Origin of the sequence: Microbacterium sp. CFBP 13617, from assembly GCF_014839445.1 — a bacterium.
GTDB lineage: Bacteria > Actinomycetota > Actinomycetes > Actinomycetales > Microbacteriaceae > Microbacterium.
On the sequence record NZ_JACYNW010000002.1, the window covers coordinates 690,592 to 705,160 of the forward strand.

Below are 14,569 nucleotides of genomic sequence, written 5' to 3' on the forward strand. Positions count from 1 at the left end.
GAGGTGTCGGAGGGCTGCCCTAGAGTCGGAAGCACGCGCCGGGCCGACCGCGGCCCGCGGGGAAAGGACGCATCGTGGAGATCCGTATCGGCATCACCAACACCGGCCGCGAGCTGAACTTCGAGACGAACGAGAGCTCGGACGCCGTCAAGTCGGCGGTCGCCGCCGCGCTCGACAACTCCGCCAGCCACGTCGTCTTCACCGATGTGAAGGGCAACACGTACCTGGTTCCGACCGCGAACCTCGCGTTCGTCGAATTCGGCACCGAAGAGGCCCGTCGCGTCGGCTTCGTCGCCTGACAGAGCGCCCCGTGCAGATCCTGCTCGGTCTGATCGTGGGGGCCGTCGTGGGCCTCGCCGCCCACGTCGTGCTCCCGCATCGACGGCTCCGCGGCGCGGCCCTCGCCCCGTTCGCGGGCGCCGCGTCGGCCGCGATCGTCTGGACCGCCCTCACGTGGGCGGGCCTGGGGATCGACTCCCCCGTGCTGTGGCTGGTCGTCGTCCTCGCTCCCGCGGCGACGACGTTCTCGCTGGTGCCGGCGATCACGCGCGCGCGGCTGAACCGCGACGCGGCGGATCGCGCCGAGCTCGGCATCTGACGGCGGCACGACGCTCGTCGCCCACCCCGGCGGCGCGCAGCGGCACCGCCGCCCACCCGTGGCCCGCTTCTTACGCGGCGAGCCCCATGGCATCCATGCGCCTCGCGTGCGCCCCCATCAGACCGCTGAAGACAGGCTCGACCTTGGCCTCTTCGTCGCGATCCAGATGAGCGTTGCGGAGGGCGGCGCGAGCCACCAGCAGCGTGTCGCCCACCAGGCGTCGCCCCCACAGCGCGAGCAGCCAACGCCACTCCTCGTCGCTCTGGATCGTGGCGCCGAGGATCTCGACGATGGCCTGGCGGTCGTCGTCGGCCTGCAGAATGCGGGCGACGCGCCGCCCGGTCTCGCCATAGCTCGACGAGAGGGCCAGGTAGAAGTCGTCGAGCATGCCGGCGGTGATGTGCACGGTCAGCATCGTCTCTTGCGGACGCACGCCGTGCGTGTTGCGACGGAAGGCGTCGAGCGACTCGCGGAACGGCAGCATGAGCTGGGTGGGATCGGCGCCGCGCTCGCGGATGAGTCCCACCAGCTCCTGGTGCTTGATGAGCGCCGCTCCGGCCGCGCGCGAGAGGGATTCCTTCTCGGCGAGCTCGGGCGTCGAGGCGATCAGCTCGCTGAGCGTTTCGAAGAAGCCGAGCTGCAGGTACGCGGCCTGCCCGAGGAAGGTCTCGACCTCGGGCGCCAGCTCGGCGAAGTCGACGCGGAGGGCTTCGCCCAGGTCTCCGCGCGAGCGCAGCTGCAGAGTGCGGCCCACGGGGCGCTGACGACGACGGAACCACGCGAACACGCCTACAGCCTAGGCGTCGGGGGCCGTCGAAACACGCCGGGTAGAGTGGAACAGCCCCGGCGATGGATCGGGGCCCCGCGCCTGCGGACGAGTGAGGGCGTGGATTCGACTCCCCAGGCGGTCTCTCGCCGCCGGAACAGGCACGCACATGACCACATTCTCCGATCTCGGTGTCGACCAGGACATCGTGGATGCCCTGGCATCCAAGGGCATCATCGATGCCTTCCCCATCCAGGAGCAGACGATCCCCCTCGGCCTCCCGGGGCAGGACATCATCGGCCAGGCCAAGACCGGTACCGGCAAGACGTTCGGTTTCGGCATCCCCGTCGTCCAGCGACTCGGTCTGAATCCCGAGCCCGGGGTGAAGGCGCTCATCGTCGTGCCCACCCGCGAGCTCGCCGTCCAGGTCTACGAAGACATGGACATGCTCACCTCGAACCGCTCCACCAGCGTCGTCGCCATCTACGGCGGCAAGGCCTACGAGGGTCAGATCGATCAGCTCAAAGCCGGGGCGCAGATCGTCGTCGGCACCCCCGGTCGACTGATCGACCTCGCCAACCAGCGTCTGCTCGACCTGTCGAACGCCACCGAGGTCGTGCTCGACGAGGCCGACAAGATGCTCGACCTGGGATTCCTCGCCGACATCGAGAAGATCTTCTCGAAGGTCCCCCCGATCCGTCACACGCAGCTCTTCTCGGCGACGATGCCCGGGCCGATCGTCGCGCTGGCCCGCCGGTTCATGTCGAACCCGATCCACATGCGTGCCTCCGACCCCGACGAGGGCCTCACGCAGGCGAACATCAAGCACCTGGTCTACCGCGCGCACTCGCTCGACAAGGACGAGATCATCGCGCGGATCCTGCAGTCCGACGGCCGCGAGAAGGCGGTCATCTTCACGCGCACGAAGCGCGCCGCCCAGAAGCTCGTCGACGAGCTCGGCGACCGCGGCTTCAACGCCGCCGCCGTCCACGGCGACATGAGCCAGGAGGCGCGCGAGCGCTCGATGGCCGCGTTCAAGGCCGGTAAGCGCGACGTGCTGATCGCCACCGATGTCGCCGCGCGCGGTATCGACGTCAACGACGTCACGCACGTGATCAACCACACGATCCCCGACGACGAGAAGACCTACCTGCACCGCGCTGGCCGCACCGGTCGCGCGGGCAAGACCGGCATCGCCGTGACGTTCGTCGACTGGGACGACCTGCACAAGTGGGCGCTGATCAACCGCGCGCTCGAGTTCGGCCAGCCCGAGCCGACCGAGACCTACTCGTCGAGCCCGCACCTGTTCACCGACCTCGACATCCCCGAGGGCACGAAGGGGCGTCTCGTGACCGCCCCGAAGGCCGTCGTCCCCAAGGTCGAGAAGAAGACCGAGGGCCAGGATGCCGAGGGCGAGCGCGGTCCGCGCCGTCGCCGTCGCGGACCCTCATCGGGCGAGTCCACCGGGGAGAGCACCCCGCGCGCCGAGGGCGGTGCCGGCACGCACGACGGCGCCGGCAAGGAGCACCACGACGGCAACGCGGCCCCGCGTCGCCGCCGTCGTCGTCGCGGCAGCGGAAGCTCGGGAACCCCGACGGCCCCCGTCGCCTGACCCGGACGTCGACACGGCGCCGATCCCTCCGGGGGTCGGCGCCGTTCGCGTGTCCGGGCGCGCCGGCTGCCGGGAGACGCCCGCATGCGGTGCGCGCGAGCGACGCCGCCGAGCAGCGGAACGGCGAGAGCGAGGTGACGAGCGGAGGGGATGCAACGAGCGGAGGACGCGAGAGCGCTCCCTCGTCCTCCGCTCGCCCCACGTCCTCCGCTCGCCCCACGTCCTTCGCTCGTCACCCCTCCCCGTCGCCGGGATGCCCGCCGCGGCACCCGCCGCCGACGACGGTCGCCTACGGGAAGACCGGTGCGGTGCCGTGGCCCAGGGCGAAGATGCGCGCGACCATGTCGTCGGCCGTCGTGTTCTCGCCCGGGACGTTGGGTTTGCCGAGGCCGTGGTAATCGCTCGATCCGGTCACGATGAGATCGCGCCGCGCGGCGAGGTCGGCGAGCAGCGCCGTGGGCTCGGGCAGGTTCTCGCGGTGGCCGAGCTCGAAGCCGGCGAGTCCCGCGTCGAGCATCGCCTGCGTCACCCCGTCGGGCAGCAGCGCGCGTCCCGCCGGGTGCGCGACGATGGGCACGCCGCCGGCACCGATCACCAGCTCCACCGCCGTCACCGGGTCGGGGGCGTAGAGGGCGACGTAGTAGTCGCCCGCGGGATGCAGGATGCCGGCGAACGCCTCGGTGCGATCGGTCACGATGCCCCGTGCGACCAGGGCGTCGGCGATGTGCGGGCGTCCCACGGTCGCCCCGTCGGCCGTCTGGGCGACGATGTCGCCCCAGGCGATGTCGTAGTCGTGGGAGATGCGTTCGGCCATGATCTGCGCGCGATCGAGGCGCGAGGAGCGGATCCGGTCGGTCATGGCGCGCAGCGCGGTGTCGTCAGGGTCGACCAGGTACGCCAGCAGGTGCACGCTGCGCCACCGGTGGCGGGCCGAGAGCTCCATGCCCGGAACGAACGTCATCCCGAGGGACGTCGCCGCCTCGGCGGCCTCGGCCCAGCCCGACGTCGTGTCGTGGTCGGTGAGGGCGGCCGTTCGCAGGCCGTACCGGTGCGCCGCCGCCATCACCTGGGCGGGCGGTTCGGTGCCGTCGGAGTGCGAGGAGTGCAGGTGCAGATCGCTCGGCCCCTCGAATCGACGATCATGCTGCACCCGTCGAGCGTAGCGCGCGGTCCCAGGCCCAGGGCATGCCCGGTCGGCATCGGTCGATCTCTCAGACGGCTCCCTTAGGGTCGGGTGCGTGCGTCGGTTGTTCGGGTTCCTCGTCGCGCTCGTCGTCGCGGCGGGTGCCGCGGTGCTGACGTGGCCGGCGTTCTTCGGCCTGGAGCGCACCTTCCCCCTGGCGCAGATCATCTCGTTCCGCGCCGCTCTGGCCGCCGTTCTGGTGGCCGCGACGCTGCTCATGCTGCTGTTCGCGCTAATCCGTCCGGTGCGGGTGCTCGCTCTCACCCTGGCGCTGGTCCTCGGCCTCGCGGGCGGGATCAACGTCGCGCTGCTCGCGCAGCGCGGCCTCGGCACCGAGGCGCTGCCTGCGAAGACCGACACGAGCCTGCGCATCATGACGTGGAACACCGCGGGCTCGGCCACCTCGGCCGAATCCATCGCCCAGTTCGCCGTCGGCATGCAGGCCGACGTGGTGACCCTGCCCGAGACGACCATCGACACGGGCGCCCGCGTCGCGGAGCTCATGCGCGACATGGGTCAGCCCATGTGGGCGCACCACGCCGAATACGGCGAGTACGGCATCACCGGGTGGGATGCCACCTCGACGACCGTGCTGATCAGACCGGAGCTGGGCGACTACTCCGTGATCCAGTCCTCGCTCGACGGGTCCAGCAACACCTCGACGGTGCCGAGCGCGGTGGCGATGCCGACCTCGGGCGACGGACCCATCATCGTCGCCGCCCACGCCGTGGCACCGCGCGAGGAGTACATGACCGAGTGGCGCAGCGACCTGCAGTGGCTGGCCGATCAATGCGCGAGCGACAACGTCATCCTCGCCGGCGATTTCAACGCGACGCTCGACCATATGACCGGCATGGGCGTCGAGGGCGGAACGCTGGGCCGCTGCCACGACGCGGCGTCCGCGAGCGGCAACGGCGGTGTCGGCACCTGGCCGACCGACGCCCCGGCCCTGCTCGGCGCCCCGATCGACCACGTCATGGCGACGCCCGACTGGACCGTGTCGGGCTCGGTCGTCATGCGCACCCTCGACGGGTCGGGCAGCGACCACCGCCCCATCGTCGTCCAGCTCGAGCGCACGGGCGGCTGAGCCGCCCCGCCCGAGCCCGTCGACGGATTCGGCACGCTCCCCGCGCACCCTCGGCCGCCGCGCTCTCGAGCCCGCTTCTCGCCGTCGCCATGCGATCCGGGCCCGGCGGTGCGAGACTGGAACGATGGATGCCCCCTCCACCAGCGACACGACCGCGCAGACCGCCGAACCGCAGACCGTCGAGAATCCGACGACCGAGCAGACGCCCGCCGCACCGAGCAATCGCAAGGCACCGTTCCCCCGCGGGTTCCTCGACACCATCTCGACGGGCTGGGCCGAGCACCCGGTCGAGCTCCCCGAGGCGCGCGAACAGGCCGCGTGGGCCGCGCGGCGACGCGAGCGCGTGTCGCAGGCCTTCCCGGGCCGCCGCGTGGTGATCCCCGCGGGCGGTCTCAAGCAGCGCAGCAACGACACCGACTACCCGTTCCGCGCGCACTCCGCCTTCGCGCACCTCACCGGGTGGGGCAGCGACGCCGAGCCCGACTCGGTGCTCGTCTTCGAACCGCGCGACGAGGGCCACGAGGCCGTGCTCTACTTCCGTGAGCGTGCCGACCGCACGACCGCGGAGTTCTACTCCGACGCCACCGTCGGCGAGTTCTGGATCGGCCCGCGTCCCGCACTCGACGGCGTCGCGGCCGACCTCGGCATCGCCACGGCCCACCTGCACGACTTCGCCGTCGGCGACGACGACCGCACGCTCGACGACGACGACGAGGTCACCCGCTTCGTGTCGGAGCTGCGCCTGGTCAAAGACGAGTACGAGCTCGCCCAGCTGGCCCTCGCCGTCGAGGTCACAGGCCGCGGCTTCGACGACATCGTCGCGGAGCTCCCCCGCATCGTCGAGCACCCGCGTGGCGAGCGCATCGTCGAGGGCGTGTTCCACCAGCGTGCGCGCTCCGACGGCAACGCGGTCGGGTACGACACGATCGCGGCGTCCGGTCCGCACGCGTGCTACCTGCACTGGACGCGCAACGACGGGGCAGTGAAGCCCGGCGACCTCATCCTCATCGATGCCGGGGCCGAGGTCGACAGCCTCTACACCGCCGACATCACGCGCACGCTGCCCGTCTCGGGCACCTTCACCGACGTGCAGCGCCGCATCTACGAGACCGTGCGCGAAGCGGCCGACGCCTCGTTCGCCGCGGCCGAGGTGGGCGTGCCGTTCCGCCGCCTGCACGAGGCCGCGATGGAGGTCATCGCCGCCCGCGTCGCCGAGTGGGGCCTGCTCCCCGTGACCGCCGACGAGGCGCTGCGGGCCGAGACCGGCGGCCAGCACCGCCGCTACATGGTGCACGGCACGAGCCACCACCTCGGCCTCGACGTGCACGACTGCGCGCAGGCCCGACGCGACATGTATTACGACGGGCTGCTCGAGCCGGGGATGGCGTTCACCATCGAGCCGGGGCTCTACTTCCAGATCGACGATCTGACGGTGCCCGAGGAGTACCGCGGCATCGGTGCGCGCATCGAGGACGACATCGTGATGACCGCCGACGGTCCCGTCAACCTGTCGGCCGACATCCCCCGCACCGCCGACGAGGTCGAGGAGTGGATCGCGCGGTCGTCGCGATGACCTTCACTCCCCCGTCTTCGTTCACCACGCGGCCGACCCTGCGTGGCACGTTCGGCATGTCGGCGTCGACGCACTGGACCGCGACGGCGACCGCTCAGGCCGTGCTCGAGCGCGGCGGCAACGCGTTCGACGCCGCGGTGGCGGCGGCCTTCGTGCTGCACGTCGTCGAACCGCACCTGAACGGGCCCGGCGGCGACCTGGTCGCCCTCGTGCGCCCGGCCGGTGCCGCCGAGCCCCTGGTGCTCATGGGCCAGGGTCCGGCCCCGGCTGCGGCCACCATCGAGCACTTCGAGGGGCGAGGTCTCGACCTCGTGCCCGGCGCCGGTGCGCTGGCGGCGACCGTTCCCGGCGCGGTCGACGCGTGGCTGCTGCTGCTGCGCGATCACGGCACGTGGGAACCCGCCGACGTCCTCTCCTTCGCCATCGGCTACGCGCGCGAGGGACACCCCCTGGTCGCGGGGGCCGCCGCCACCATCGGCCGCGTCGCCGACCTCTTCCGCGCGCAGTGGCCCTCGTCGGCAGAGCTCTGGATGCCGGACGGCGAGGTGCCGTCCGCCGACACGCTCATGCGCAACCCGGCGTGGGCCGGGGTCCTCGACGAGCTGATCGCCGCCGGCGACACCGCCGCCGACCGTGCGGGGCGTATCGACGCGGCACGTGAGCACTGGATGAACGCCGTCCTTCCGCGGGCGGCGGAGTTCGTACGCACCCCGCACCGGCACTCCGACGGCGCCGATCATCCCGGCGTCCTGGACGCCGCCGACCTGGCATCCTGGCGCGCGGGTTACGAACCCGCCGTGACGGCGCGCTTCCGCGGGTGGGACGTGTACAAAGCCGGCACCTGGTCGCAGGGTCCCGCCCTGCTGCAGGTGCTGCGCATGCTCGAGACGGCCGAGGACTCCCGGCTCGACCCGGCCACCGCCGAGGGAGCGCACCTGCTGCTCGAGACGCAGAAACTCGCGTATGCCGACCGTGACGCCTGGTTCGGCGACGCGGGCGGCGTGGTCGAGGTGTCGGCGCTCCTCGCCGACGACTATCTCGCCCAGCGCCGGGAACTCATCGACGACCGCGCCTCGACCGAGCTGCGTCCGGGAGCGCCCGAGGGGCACGCCCCGACGCTGCCTCCGTTGCGTGCCGACGTGATCGCCGCCGCCGGGGCGACCGGCGAGCCCACGGTCGACCGGTCGGGTCAGACGCGCGGTGACACCGTGCACATCGACGTGATCGATCGCTGGGGGAACGTCGTCTCGGCCACACCGTCGGGCGGGTGGCTGCAATCGTCGCCGGTCGTCCCCTCGCTCGGTTTCTGCCTGGGCACGCGCCTGCAGATGACGTGGTTGCAGCCCGGGCATCCGGCATCCCTCGTTCCGGGCCGACGCCCGCGCACCACTCTCACTCCCACCCTGCTCAGCCGCGGCGACGAGGTCACGGCGATGGGCTCCCCCGGCGGCGATCAGCAGGACCAGTGGCAGCTGCCGGTGCTGCTGCGCATGCTGGTGGGCGCGTATTCGCCGCAGCAGGCGATCGACGCCCCCACCCTGCACACCACCGCCGTGGCCGATTCGTTCTGGCCCCGCAGCTGGTCGCCCGCGGGCGCGGTGGTCGAGGACCGCCTCGGCGACGAGGTCATCGCCGAGCTCGAAAGGCGCGGGCACCGCGTGCGCCGGGCCGGAGACTGGGCGCTCGGGCGCGTCAGCGCCGTCGGGCGGGATGCCGAGGGCCTTCTGTGGGCGGCGGCCAACCCCCGCGGAGCGCAGGGCTACGCCGCGGGGCGCTGACCGACCGCCGGAGGACCGCCTCGCGGATCACCGGCTGTCGGACGGGCAGACGTCAGAGAGCGCGCGCGAAGGCCGCGACGATCGGAGCGAGTCCCGCGCCGATCTGATCGGCCGGCCGCCGCGCGCCCTTCACCTCGAACGAGTGGTTCCCACCCGCGATCCACTCCACGCGGGCGTTGCGGCACGAGGCGACGGCCGCGTCGAACTGGTCGCGCGGCTGGATGAACGCATCGTTCTCGCCCTCGACGAACAGCTGCGGCACCGCGATCGCGGGCAGGTGGTCGACGCGGGGTCTGTCGGGGCGCCCGGGCGGATGCAGGGGGTAGCCGAGGTAGGCGAGTCCGGCGGGGGCGATCACGCCCTCGGCGGTGGCGACGGATGCCATGCGCCCGCCGTACGACTTGCCCACCGCCGCGTACGGCCCGGGATGTGCGGCGGCCAACCAGGCCTCGACCCCCGCCCAGGTCGCGACGGCGTGCGGGGCGGGTCCCGGCATCCGTCGTCCGGCTTCGACGTAGGGGAAGACGAACCGCAGCACGCTCACTCCCTCGTCGACCAGCGCGCCGGTGAGACCCACCAGGAACGGGTGGTCCATGCCGGCACCGGCGCCGTGGGCAAGCGCGATCGTGGGTCCGGGACGCGGCGCGGGCGACCAGAGACCCGACACCTCGCTCGCGCCCGTCGGCAGCACGACGGGGAGGCGAACGGCGGTGACGGTCACCGCTCGGTGGGCGCGTCGCCCTCGGGCGGGGCGGACGAAGGCGTCTGGGCCGGCGGCGCCGGGTTCTCGCGCGGCGGCACGGGCGTGATGCGTTCGCCGTACCGGGGCGGCTCGTCGTCGACGGGGGTCGCGCCGGGGACCGGCGGGCGCGGGGGCGCAGCCGGGGCGCCGGCGCCGGGAGCGACGCGTTCGCCGTACTGCGGCGGCGCCATGGGGGCGGCGGTGGGGCGCGACACCGTCGTGCGGGTGGCGCCGGCACCGAGCACTCCGCGCGCCTTCTGGATGCTGGTGGCTTCGACGCAGACGTCGTAGTGGTCGGCGGCGACCTGCATGACCGAGGCGAAGTCGCGGCGGCGGCGCACGATCGAGTACGTGCCCAGGCTCAGGATCATGCCGAGGGCCATGCCCACCAGCAGCACGCCGACGAAGGCCGAGATCTGCACGGTCGGCATGCCCAGCACGAAGATGAACGCGAACAGCAGGCCCAGCATCAGGCCGTTCAACGCGCCCGAGCGGGCGGCGGTCGCGTAACCCAGCTTGCCGGTGATGCGTTCGATGGAGCGCAGGCCCGAACCGACGATCGCGATCTCGCGCGCCGGAACCTCGCCCGCGATGAGCGATGACACGGCCTTCTGCGCCTGCTCGTACGTCGGGAAAGAGGCGACCTTCTCGCCCACGTCGTCGCGTCCCGCGCCCGGTCTCCCCGCGAACATGCTCATTTCACCATCTTGTCACGCAGTCCTGACCGTCCCACCGGGTTTGCGCAGCGGGGGCGGACTACGCTGGTCCAGTGAGCACGCAAAGGGTTTTCGTCGCCCGCTTGGCGGGCTGCACGGTGTTCGACCCCGCGGGAGACCGTCTGGGGAAGGTGCGCGACGTCGTGGTGATCTACCGCGCCGCCGCCGCTCCGCGCGTCGTGGGCCTGGTCGTCGAGATCCCCGGCCGGCGACATGTGTTCGTGTCCATCGGACGCGTCACCTCGATTCAGGCCGGTCAGGTCATCACGACCGGCCTCATCAACGTGCGGCGATTCCAGCAGCGCGGCGGCGAGGTGCGCGTGATGGTCGAGATGCTGGGCCGACGCGTGAGCCTCGTCGACGGCTCGGGCACCGCGGTGATCGAAGACGTCGCGATCGAGCGCAACCGCCTCGGCGAGTGGGACGTGGGCCAGCTCTTCCTCCGCCGTCCCCGCACCAGCGCCTCGCCCTTCGCCAAGGGGGCGACGACGTTCGCGAGCTGGACCGAGGTGCGCGAGAACCAGACCCCCGGCGAGGCCCAGTCCGCCGAGCAGCTGGTGGCGACGTACTCCGAGCTGAAGCCCGCCGACCTGGCGAACACGCTGCTCGACCTGCCCGAAGAGCGCTTGATCGAAGTCGCCGAAGAGCTCAGTGACGACCGCCTCGCCGACGCGCTCGAAGAGATGCCCGAAGACGAGCAGGTGCATATCCTCGAGCAGCTCGGCGACGAGCGCGCCGCCGACATCCTCGACGCCATGGAGCCCGACGACGCGGCCGACCTCCTCGGTCAGCTGCCCGAGACGCGACTCGAACAGCTCCTCGACCTCATGGAGCCCGACGAGGCCGAGGACGTGCGCGCGCTGCTGCAGTACGGCCCCGACACCGCCGGCGGCCTCATGACGCCGGAGCCGATCGTGCTCTCGGCCGATGCCACGGTGGCCGAGGCGCTGGCCCTGATCCGTCGGCACGAACTGCACCCCGCCCTCGCGGCATCCGTGTTCATCACCCTCCCGCCGTACGAGACGCCCACGGGTCGACTGCTGGGCACCGTGCACTTCCAGCGCATGCTGCGGTATCCCCCGCACGAGCGTCTGGGTGCGATCATCGACGACACCCTCGAGCCGGTGCCCGCCGACGCGACGGCCGCCGAGGTCGCCCGCATGCTGGCGAGCTACAACCTCGTCTCGCTCCCCGTCGTCGATCAGGCGCACCGCCTCGTCGGCTGCGTGAGCGTCGACGACGTGCTCGACTACCTGCTGCCCGACGACTGGCGCACCCACGACGGCGACGATCCGCGGCCCAAGGTCACCACGAGACCCACCGCCACCACGAGCATTCCCAAGATCGTCCCGCAGACCCGGAGGAGGCGCTGATGGCTCGGAACAACCGCCAGCCCGCACTGGACGCCCCCCGCGGTCGCGCCCGCGTGCTCGCGCCCCGCGCTCCCCAGCCCTCGCGCGACAGGTTCGGCCGCTTCACCGAGTGGGTGGCCCGAGCGATGGGAACCCCCGCGTTCCTGCTGATGCTGAGCCTGTTCTGCGTGGTGTGGATGGCGTGGAACTCGCTCGCCCCCGACGACCTGCGCTTCGACTCCGCGGCGATCGGCTTCACGGCGCTGACGCTCGTGCTGTCGCTGCAGGCCTCGTACGCCGCTCCGCTCATCCTGCTCGCGCAGAACCGTCAAGACGACCGCGACCGCGTGCAGATCGAGCAGGACCGCCAGCGATCCGAGCGCAATCTGGCCGACACCGAGTACCTCGCCCGCGAGATCGTCGCGCTGCGCATGGCGGTGCGTGACCTCACCGATGAGGTGATCACGAAAGACAGCCTGCGCGCCGAGCTGAAGGCGGCGCTCGAACGCCTCGACGATCACGACGAGCCCTCGCGGGCCACGCCGTGACGACCGAGCTCGCCGACCGTGTGCGGGCCGCCGTCGGCGCCGTCACCGACCCCGAACTGCGCCGTCCGCTCTCGGAGCTCGACATGGTGCGGGGCATCGAGGTGCACGGCGGCGTCGCCGACGTCGGCATCGCGCTGACGATCGTGGGGTGCCCGGCCGCCGATCGCATCGAACGCGAGGTGCGGGATGCCGCGGCCTCGGTCGCCGGCATCGACGCGGTCGAGGTGCGGGTCGGCGTGATGTCGCCCGACGAGCGTCGCGCGCTCACCGACAAGCTGCGCGGGGGCCGCGCGAAGCGCGAGATGCCCTTCGGCCCCGACTCGCTGACCCGCGTGATCGCGGTCACCAGCGGTAAGGGCGGCGTGGGCAAGTCGACGATCACCGCGAACCTCGCCGTCGCCCTGGCGGCCCGGGGTCTGCGCGTCGGACTCGTCGACGCCGATGTGCACGGCTTCTCGATCCCGGGCCTTCTCGGCCTGGTCGACGCCGACGGGCTGCCGCCCGCGCCCACCCGCCTCGACGACCTGATCCTCCCGCCCGTCGCGTACGGCGTAAAGGTCATCTCGATCGGCATGTTCCTGCGCCGCCCCGGCGAAGAGGCCGCGGGGGCCGTCGCCTGGCGCGGTCCGATGCTGCACCGCACCGTGCAGCAGTTCCTCACCGACGTGTTCTTCGGCGACCTCGACGTGCTCCTGCTCGACATGCCCCCGGGGACCGGCGACGTGGCGATCTCGGTGGGTCAGCTGCTCCCCCACGCCGACGTGCTCGTGGTCACCACCCCCCAGGCGGCCGCGGCCGACGTGGCCGTGCGATCGGGCCTCGTCGCCCGCCAGACCGGTCAGCGCCCGATCGGCGTCATCGAGAACATGGCCGCCCTGACGCTGCCCGACGGTACGGTGCTCGATCTGTTCGGCTCCGGAGGCGGCGAGGCCGTGGCCCGCGCTCTGTCGAACGAGACCGATGACGTGCCCCTGCTGGCATCCGTTCCCCTCAGCCCGGCTCTGCGCACCGGCGGCGACGAGGGGCGCCCTGTCGTGCTGTCGCAGCCCGACGACCCCGCCGCGCGGGCGATCGACGCCGCGGCCGCCGCGCTGGCGGTTCGACCCCGGGGTCTGGCGGGCAAGCCGCTGCGCCTCGGCGTCTGATCCGGCGCGCGCCGCTGCCGACACAGGGCATACCGCCCTGTCGCCCGCTCGGGCGGCACGGCAGCGCGGAGACGCGAAGGGGGGCTCAGGTCGCTTCGTCGTCGAACGGGGGACGTTCGCCGGCGACGAACGGCGGCACCGTCGTCTTCTCGCGCGCCGCGAGGGCGGCCGCTCCGGCCGCGCGCATCGTGGCCGTCGGAGTGTCGTCGAGCAGTGCCTCGCGGATGATCCGGCGCGGGTCGTACTGACGCGGATCGAGCTTCTTCCAGTCGACGTCGTCGAACTCGGGGCCCATCTCGTCGCGCATGCGCGATCGCGCCCCTTGCATCGTCTCTTTGGCGCGCTTGGTGAACTTCGCGAGCGCCTCGGCGTAGCGGGGAAGGCGCTCGGGGCCGACGAGGACGGCGGCGATCACGCCGATCAGCATCAGCTTCTCGATCGTGAGCCCGAAGAACATGGGAACAGATTACCGGCCGCGCCTGGGGGTGGAGCGCGCTCGGGCCGTCTAGCCTGATCGAGGAGGTCCACGTGAGCGGTTATCAGGCGAACGAGCGGTTCGTGCAGGAGTCGACGGTCGAGCCCGAGCACATCGCTCGGGCGCGCGCGCACGCCCTCGAACTGGGAGCGGCGCCCATCAGCCCCGCGGTGGGCGCGCAGTCGGCGGTGCTGTCGGCCGCGTCCCGTGCCCTCAACATCGTCGAGGTGGGCACCGGCGGCGGTGTGTCGGGCCTGTGGCTGCTGCACGGGTCTCCCCGCGCCACGATCACCACGATCGACAGCGAGCCCGAGCACCTCGGCGCGGCTCGTGCCGCGTTCATCGACGCACGTGTGCCCGCGGCCCGCGCCCGGTTCATCACGGGCCGCGCGTCGGACGTGCTGCCGCGCATGAACGAGGCCTCGTACGACATCGTCTTCATCGACGCCGACCCCGAGGGCGTCATCGAGTACGTCGAGCACGGTCTGCGGCTCGTCCGCGCCGGCGGCACGGTGCTGATTCCGCGGGTCCTGTCGCACGGTGCGGTGGCGGATCCGGTGCGCCGCGACGCCGTCACGACCGCGTATCGCTCGCTCATCCAGGAGGTGCAGTCCTCCCCCGCCGTCATCGGCGCGCTGTCGACCTCGGGAGAAGGCCTTCTGCAGCTGACGACGCGCCTCACCGACGCCTGAGCGTCCTCACGAACGAAGAAGGCCGGCCCCCGCGGGGACCGGCCTTCACTCGTGGAGATGCGTCACGCCGTGACGACACCGCCGAGTACGTCGTGGAGTTCCTTCGCCTCGGCGTCGTTCACCGAGACGACGAGACGCCCGCCGCCCTCGAGCGGCACGCGCACGATGATCAACCGGCCCTCCTTCACGGCCTCCATCGGTCCGTCGCCGGTACGCGGCTTCATGGCTGCCATCGCGGCCCCCTTTTCGTCGTTGGTCTACCTAGGAGTTTACCGGTAACCCGCGAGTGTCGTCGTCCCGCG

16 protein-coding genes are annotated in these 14,569 nt (G+C 72.1%); 10 read left to right on the plus strand and 6 right to left on the minus strand.

Features of this window, described 5'->3' with window-relative positions; all coding sequences use genetic code 11:
- Nucleotides 1–74 precede the first annotated feature (74 nt).
- Complete coding sequence (locus IFU40_RS07940; protein WP_055836269.1) at nucleotides 75–299, plus strand: DUF3107 domain-containing protein; 225 nt, start codon at nucleotides 75–77, stop codon at nucleotides 297–299.
- 11 nt (nucleotides 300–310) lie between these two features.
- Nucleotides 311–598: a hypothetical protein gene (locus IFU40_RS07945; RefSeq protein WP_191925966.1), complete on the plus strand. Its 288-nt coding sequence runs from the start codon at nucleotides 311–313 to the stop codon at nucleotides 596–598.
- A 70-nt stretch (nucleotides 599–668) separates the two neighbouring features.
- On the opposite strand, the gene IFU40_RS07950 is transcribed toward IFU40_RS07945, so the two are convergent.
- Nucleotides 669–1,385, minus strand: coding sequence for a ferritin-like fold-containing protein (locus tag IFU40_RS07950; protein ID WP_055939647.1), 717 nt, complete (start codon nucleotides 1,383–1,385; stop codon nucleotides 669–671).
- 148 nt (nucleotides 1,386–1,533) lie between these two features.
- On the opposite strand from IFU40_RS07950, the gene IFU40_RS07955 reads away from it, so the two are divergent.
- A complete protein-coding gene (locus tag IFU40_RS07955) occupies nucleotides 1,534–2,976 on the plus strand; it encodes a DEAD/DEAH box helicase (RefSeq protein ID WP_070409709.1) in 1,443 nt (480 codons plus the stop codon).
- Nucleotides 2,977–3,265: 289 nt separating this feature from the next.
- Here IFU40_RS07955 and IFU40_RS07960 read toward each other — a convergent pair whose 3' ends face one another.
- Nucleotides 3,266–4,126 carry a PHP domain-containing protein gene (locus tag IFU40_RS07960; protein WP_191925967.1) on the minus strand — a complete coding sequence of 287 codons (861 nt, stop codon included), beginning with the start codon at nucleotides 4,124–4,126 and terminating at the stop codon, nucleotides 3,266–3,268.
- Nucleotides 4,127–4,214: 88 nt separating this feature from the next.
- On the opposite strand from IFU40_RS07960, the gene IFU40_RS07965 reads away from it, so the two are divergent.
- The 3 genes from IFU40_RS07965 (at nucleotide 4,215) to IFU40_RS07975 (ending at nucleotide 8,597) form a co-directional block, all read left to right on the plus strand.
- Nucleotides 4,215–5,246 carry an endonuclease/exonuclease/phosphatase family protein gene (locus tag IFU40_RS07965; protein ID WP_191925968.1) on the plus strand — a complete coding sequence of 344 codons (1,032 nt, stop codon included), beginning with the start codon at nucleotides 4,215–4,217 and terminating at the stop codon, nucleotides 5,244–5,246.
- A gap of 124 nt (nucleotides 5,247–5,370) precedes the next feature.
- Nucleotides 5,371–6,819 (plus strand): aminopeptidase P family protein, encoded by a 1,449-nt coding sequence (locus IFU40_RS07970; protein WP_191925969.1) that lies wholly within the window; start codon nucleotides 5,371–5,373, stop codon nucleotides 6,817–6,819.
- Nucleotides 6,816–8,597: a gamma-glutamyltransferase family protein gene (locus IFU40_RS07975; RefSeq protein WP_191926057.1), complete on the plus strand. Its 1,782-nt coding sequence runs from the start codon at nucleotides 6,816–6,818 to the stop codon at nucleotides 8,595–8,597. Before IFU40_RS07970 ends, IFU40_RS07975 begins: the two co-directional genes overlap by 4 nt.
- Nucleotides 8,598–8,649: 52 nt before the next feature.
- Here IFU40_RS07975 and IFU40_RS07980 read toward each other — a convergent pair whose 3' ends face one another.
- Together IFU40_RS07980 and IFU40_RS07985 are read right to left on the minus strand one after the other, a co-directional pair.
- Nucleotides 8,650–9,318: an alpha/beta family hydrolase gene (locus tag IFU40_RS07980; protein ID WP_191925970.1), complete on the minus strand. Its 669-nt coding sequence runs from the start codon at nucleotides 9,316–9,318 to the stop codon at nucleotides 8,650–8,652.
- Entirely contained in the window at nucleotides 9,315–10,037 is a 723-nt protein-coding gene (locus tag IFU40_RS07985; RefSeq protein ID WP_191925971.1) for a general stress protein, read from the minus strand. The genes IFU40_RS07980 and IFU40_RS07985 overlap by 4 nt, the downstream gene beginning before the upstream one ends.
- Before the next feature lie 71 nt (nucleotides 10,038–10,108).
- Here IFU40_RS07985 and IFU40_RS07990 point away from each other — a divergent pair, with 71 nt between their 5' ends.
- Genes IFU40_RS07990 through IFU40_RS08000 form a run of 3 tightly spaced genes read left to right on the plus strand, consistent with a single transcriptional unit; the run spans nucleotide 10,109 to nucleotide 13,100 of the window.
- Nucleotides 10,109–11,428: a magnesium transporter MgtE N-terminal domain-containing protein gene (locus IFU40_RS07990; RefSeq protein WP_191925972.1), complete on the plus strand. Its 1,320-nt coding sequence runs from the start codon at nucleotides 10,109–10,111 to the stop codon at nucleotides 11,426–11,428.
- Nucleotides 11,428–11,955, plus strand: coding sequence for a DUF1003 domain-containing protein (locus IFU40_RS07995; RefSeq protein ID WP_055836243.1), 528 nt, complete (start codon nucleotides 11,428–11,430; stop codon nucleotides 11,953–11,955). Before IFU40_RS07990 ends, IFU40_RS07995 begins: the two co-directional genes overlap by 1 nt.
- A complete protein-coding gene (locus tag IFU40_RS08000; RefSeq protein WP_191925973.1) occupies nucleotides 11,952–13,100 on the plus strand; it encodes a P-loop NTPase in 1,149 nt (382 codons plus the stop codon). Before IFU40_RS07995 ends, IFU40_RS08000 begins: the two co-directional genes overlap by 4 nt.
- An 85-nt stretch (nucleotides 13,101–13,185) precedes the next feature.
- Here the strand turns inward: IFU40_RS08000 and IFU40_RS08005 are convergent, their stop codons facing one another.
- Nucleotides 13,186–13,557, minus strand: coding sequence for a hypothetical protein (locus tag IFU40_RS08005; RefSeq protein ID WP_055836236.1), 372 nt, complete (start codon nucleotides 13,555–13,557; stop codon nucleotides 13,186–13,188).
- Nucleotides 13,558–13,628: 71 nt separating this feature from the next.
- Here IFU40_RS08005 and IFU40_RS08010 point away from each other — a divergent pair, with 71 nt between their 5' ends.
- Nucleotides 13,629–14,267 carry an O-methyltransferase gene (locus tag IFU40_RS08010; protein ID WP_055836233.1) on the plus strand — a complete coding sequence of 213 codons (639 nt, stop codon included), beginning with the start codon at nucleotides 13,629–13,631 and terminating at the stop codon, nucleotides 14,265–14,267.
- Nucleotides 14,268–14,329: 62 nt separating this feature from the next.
- Here the strand turns inward: IFU40_RS08010 and IFU40_RS08015 are convergent, their stop codons facing one another.
- Nucleotides 14,330–14,500: a DUF3117 domain-containing protein gene (locus IFU40_RS08015; protein ID WP_070409703.1), complete on the minus strand. Its 171-nt coding sequence runs from the start codon at nucleotides 14,498–14,500 to the stop codon at nucleotides 14,330–14,332.
- Nucleotides 14,501–14,569 lie beyond the last annotated feature (69 nt).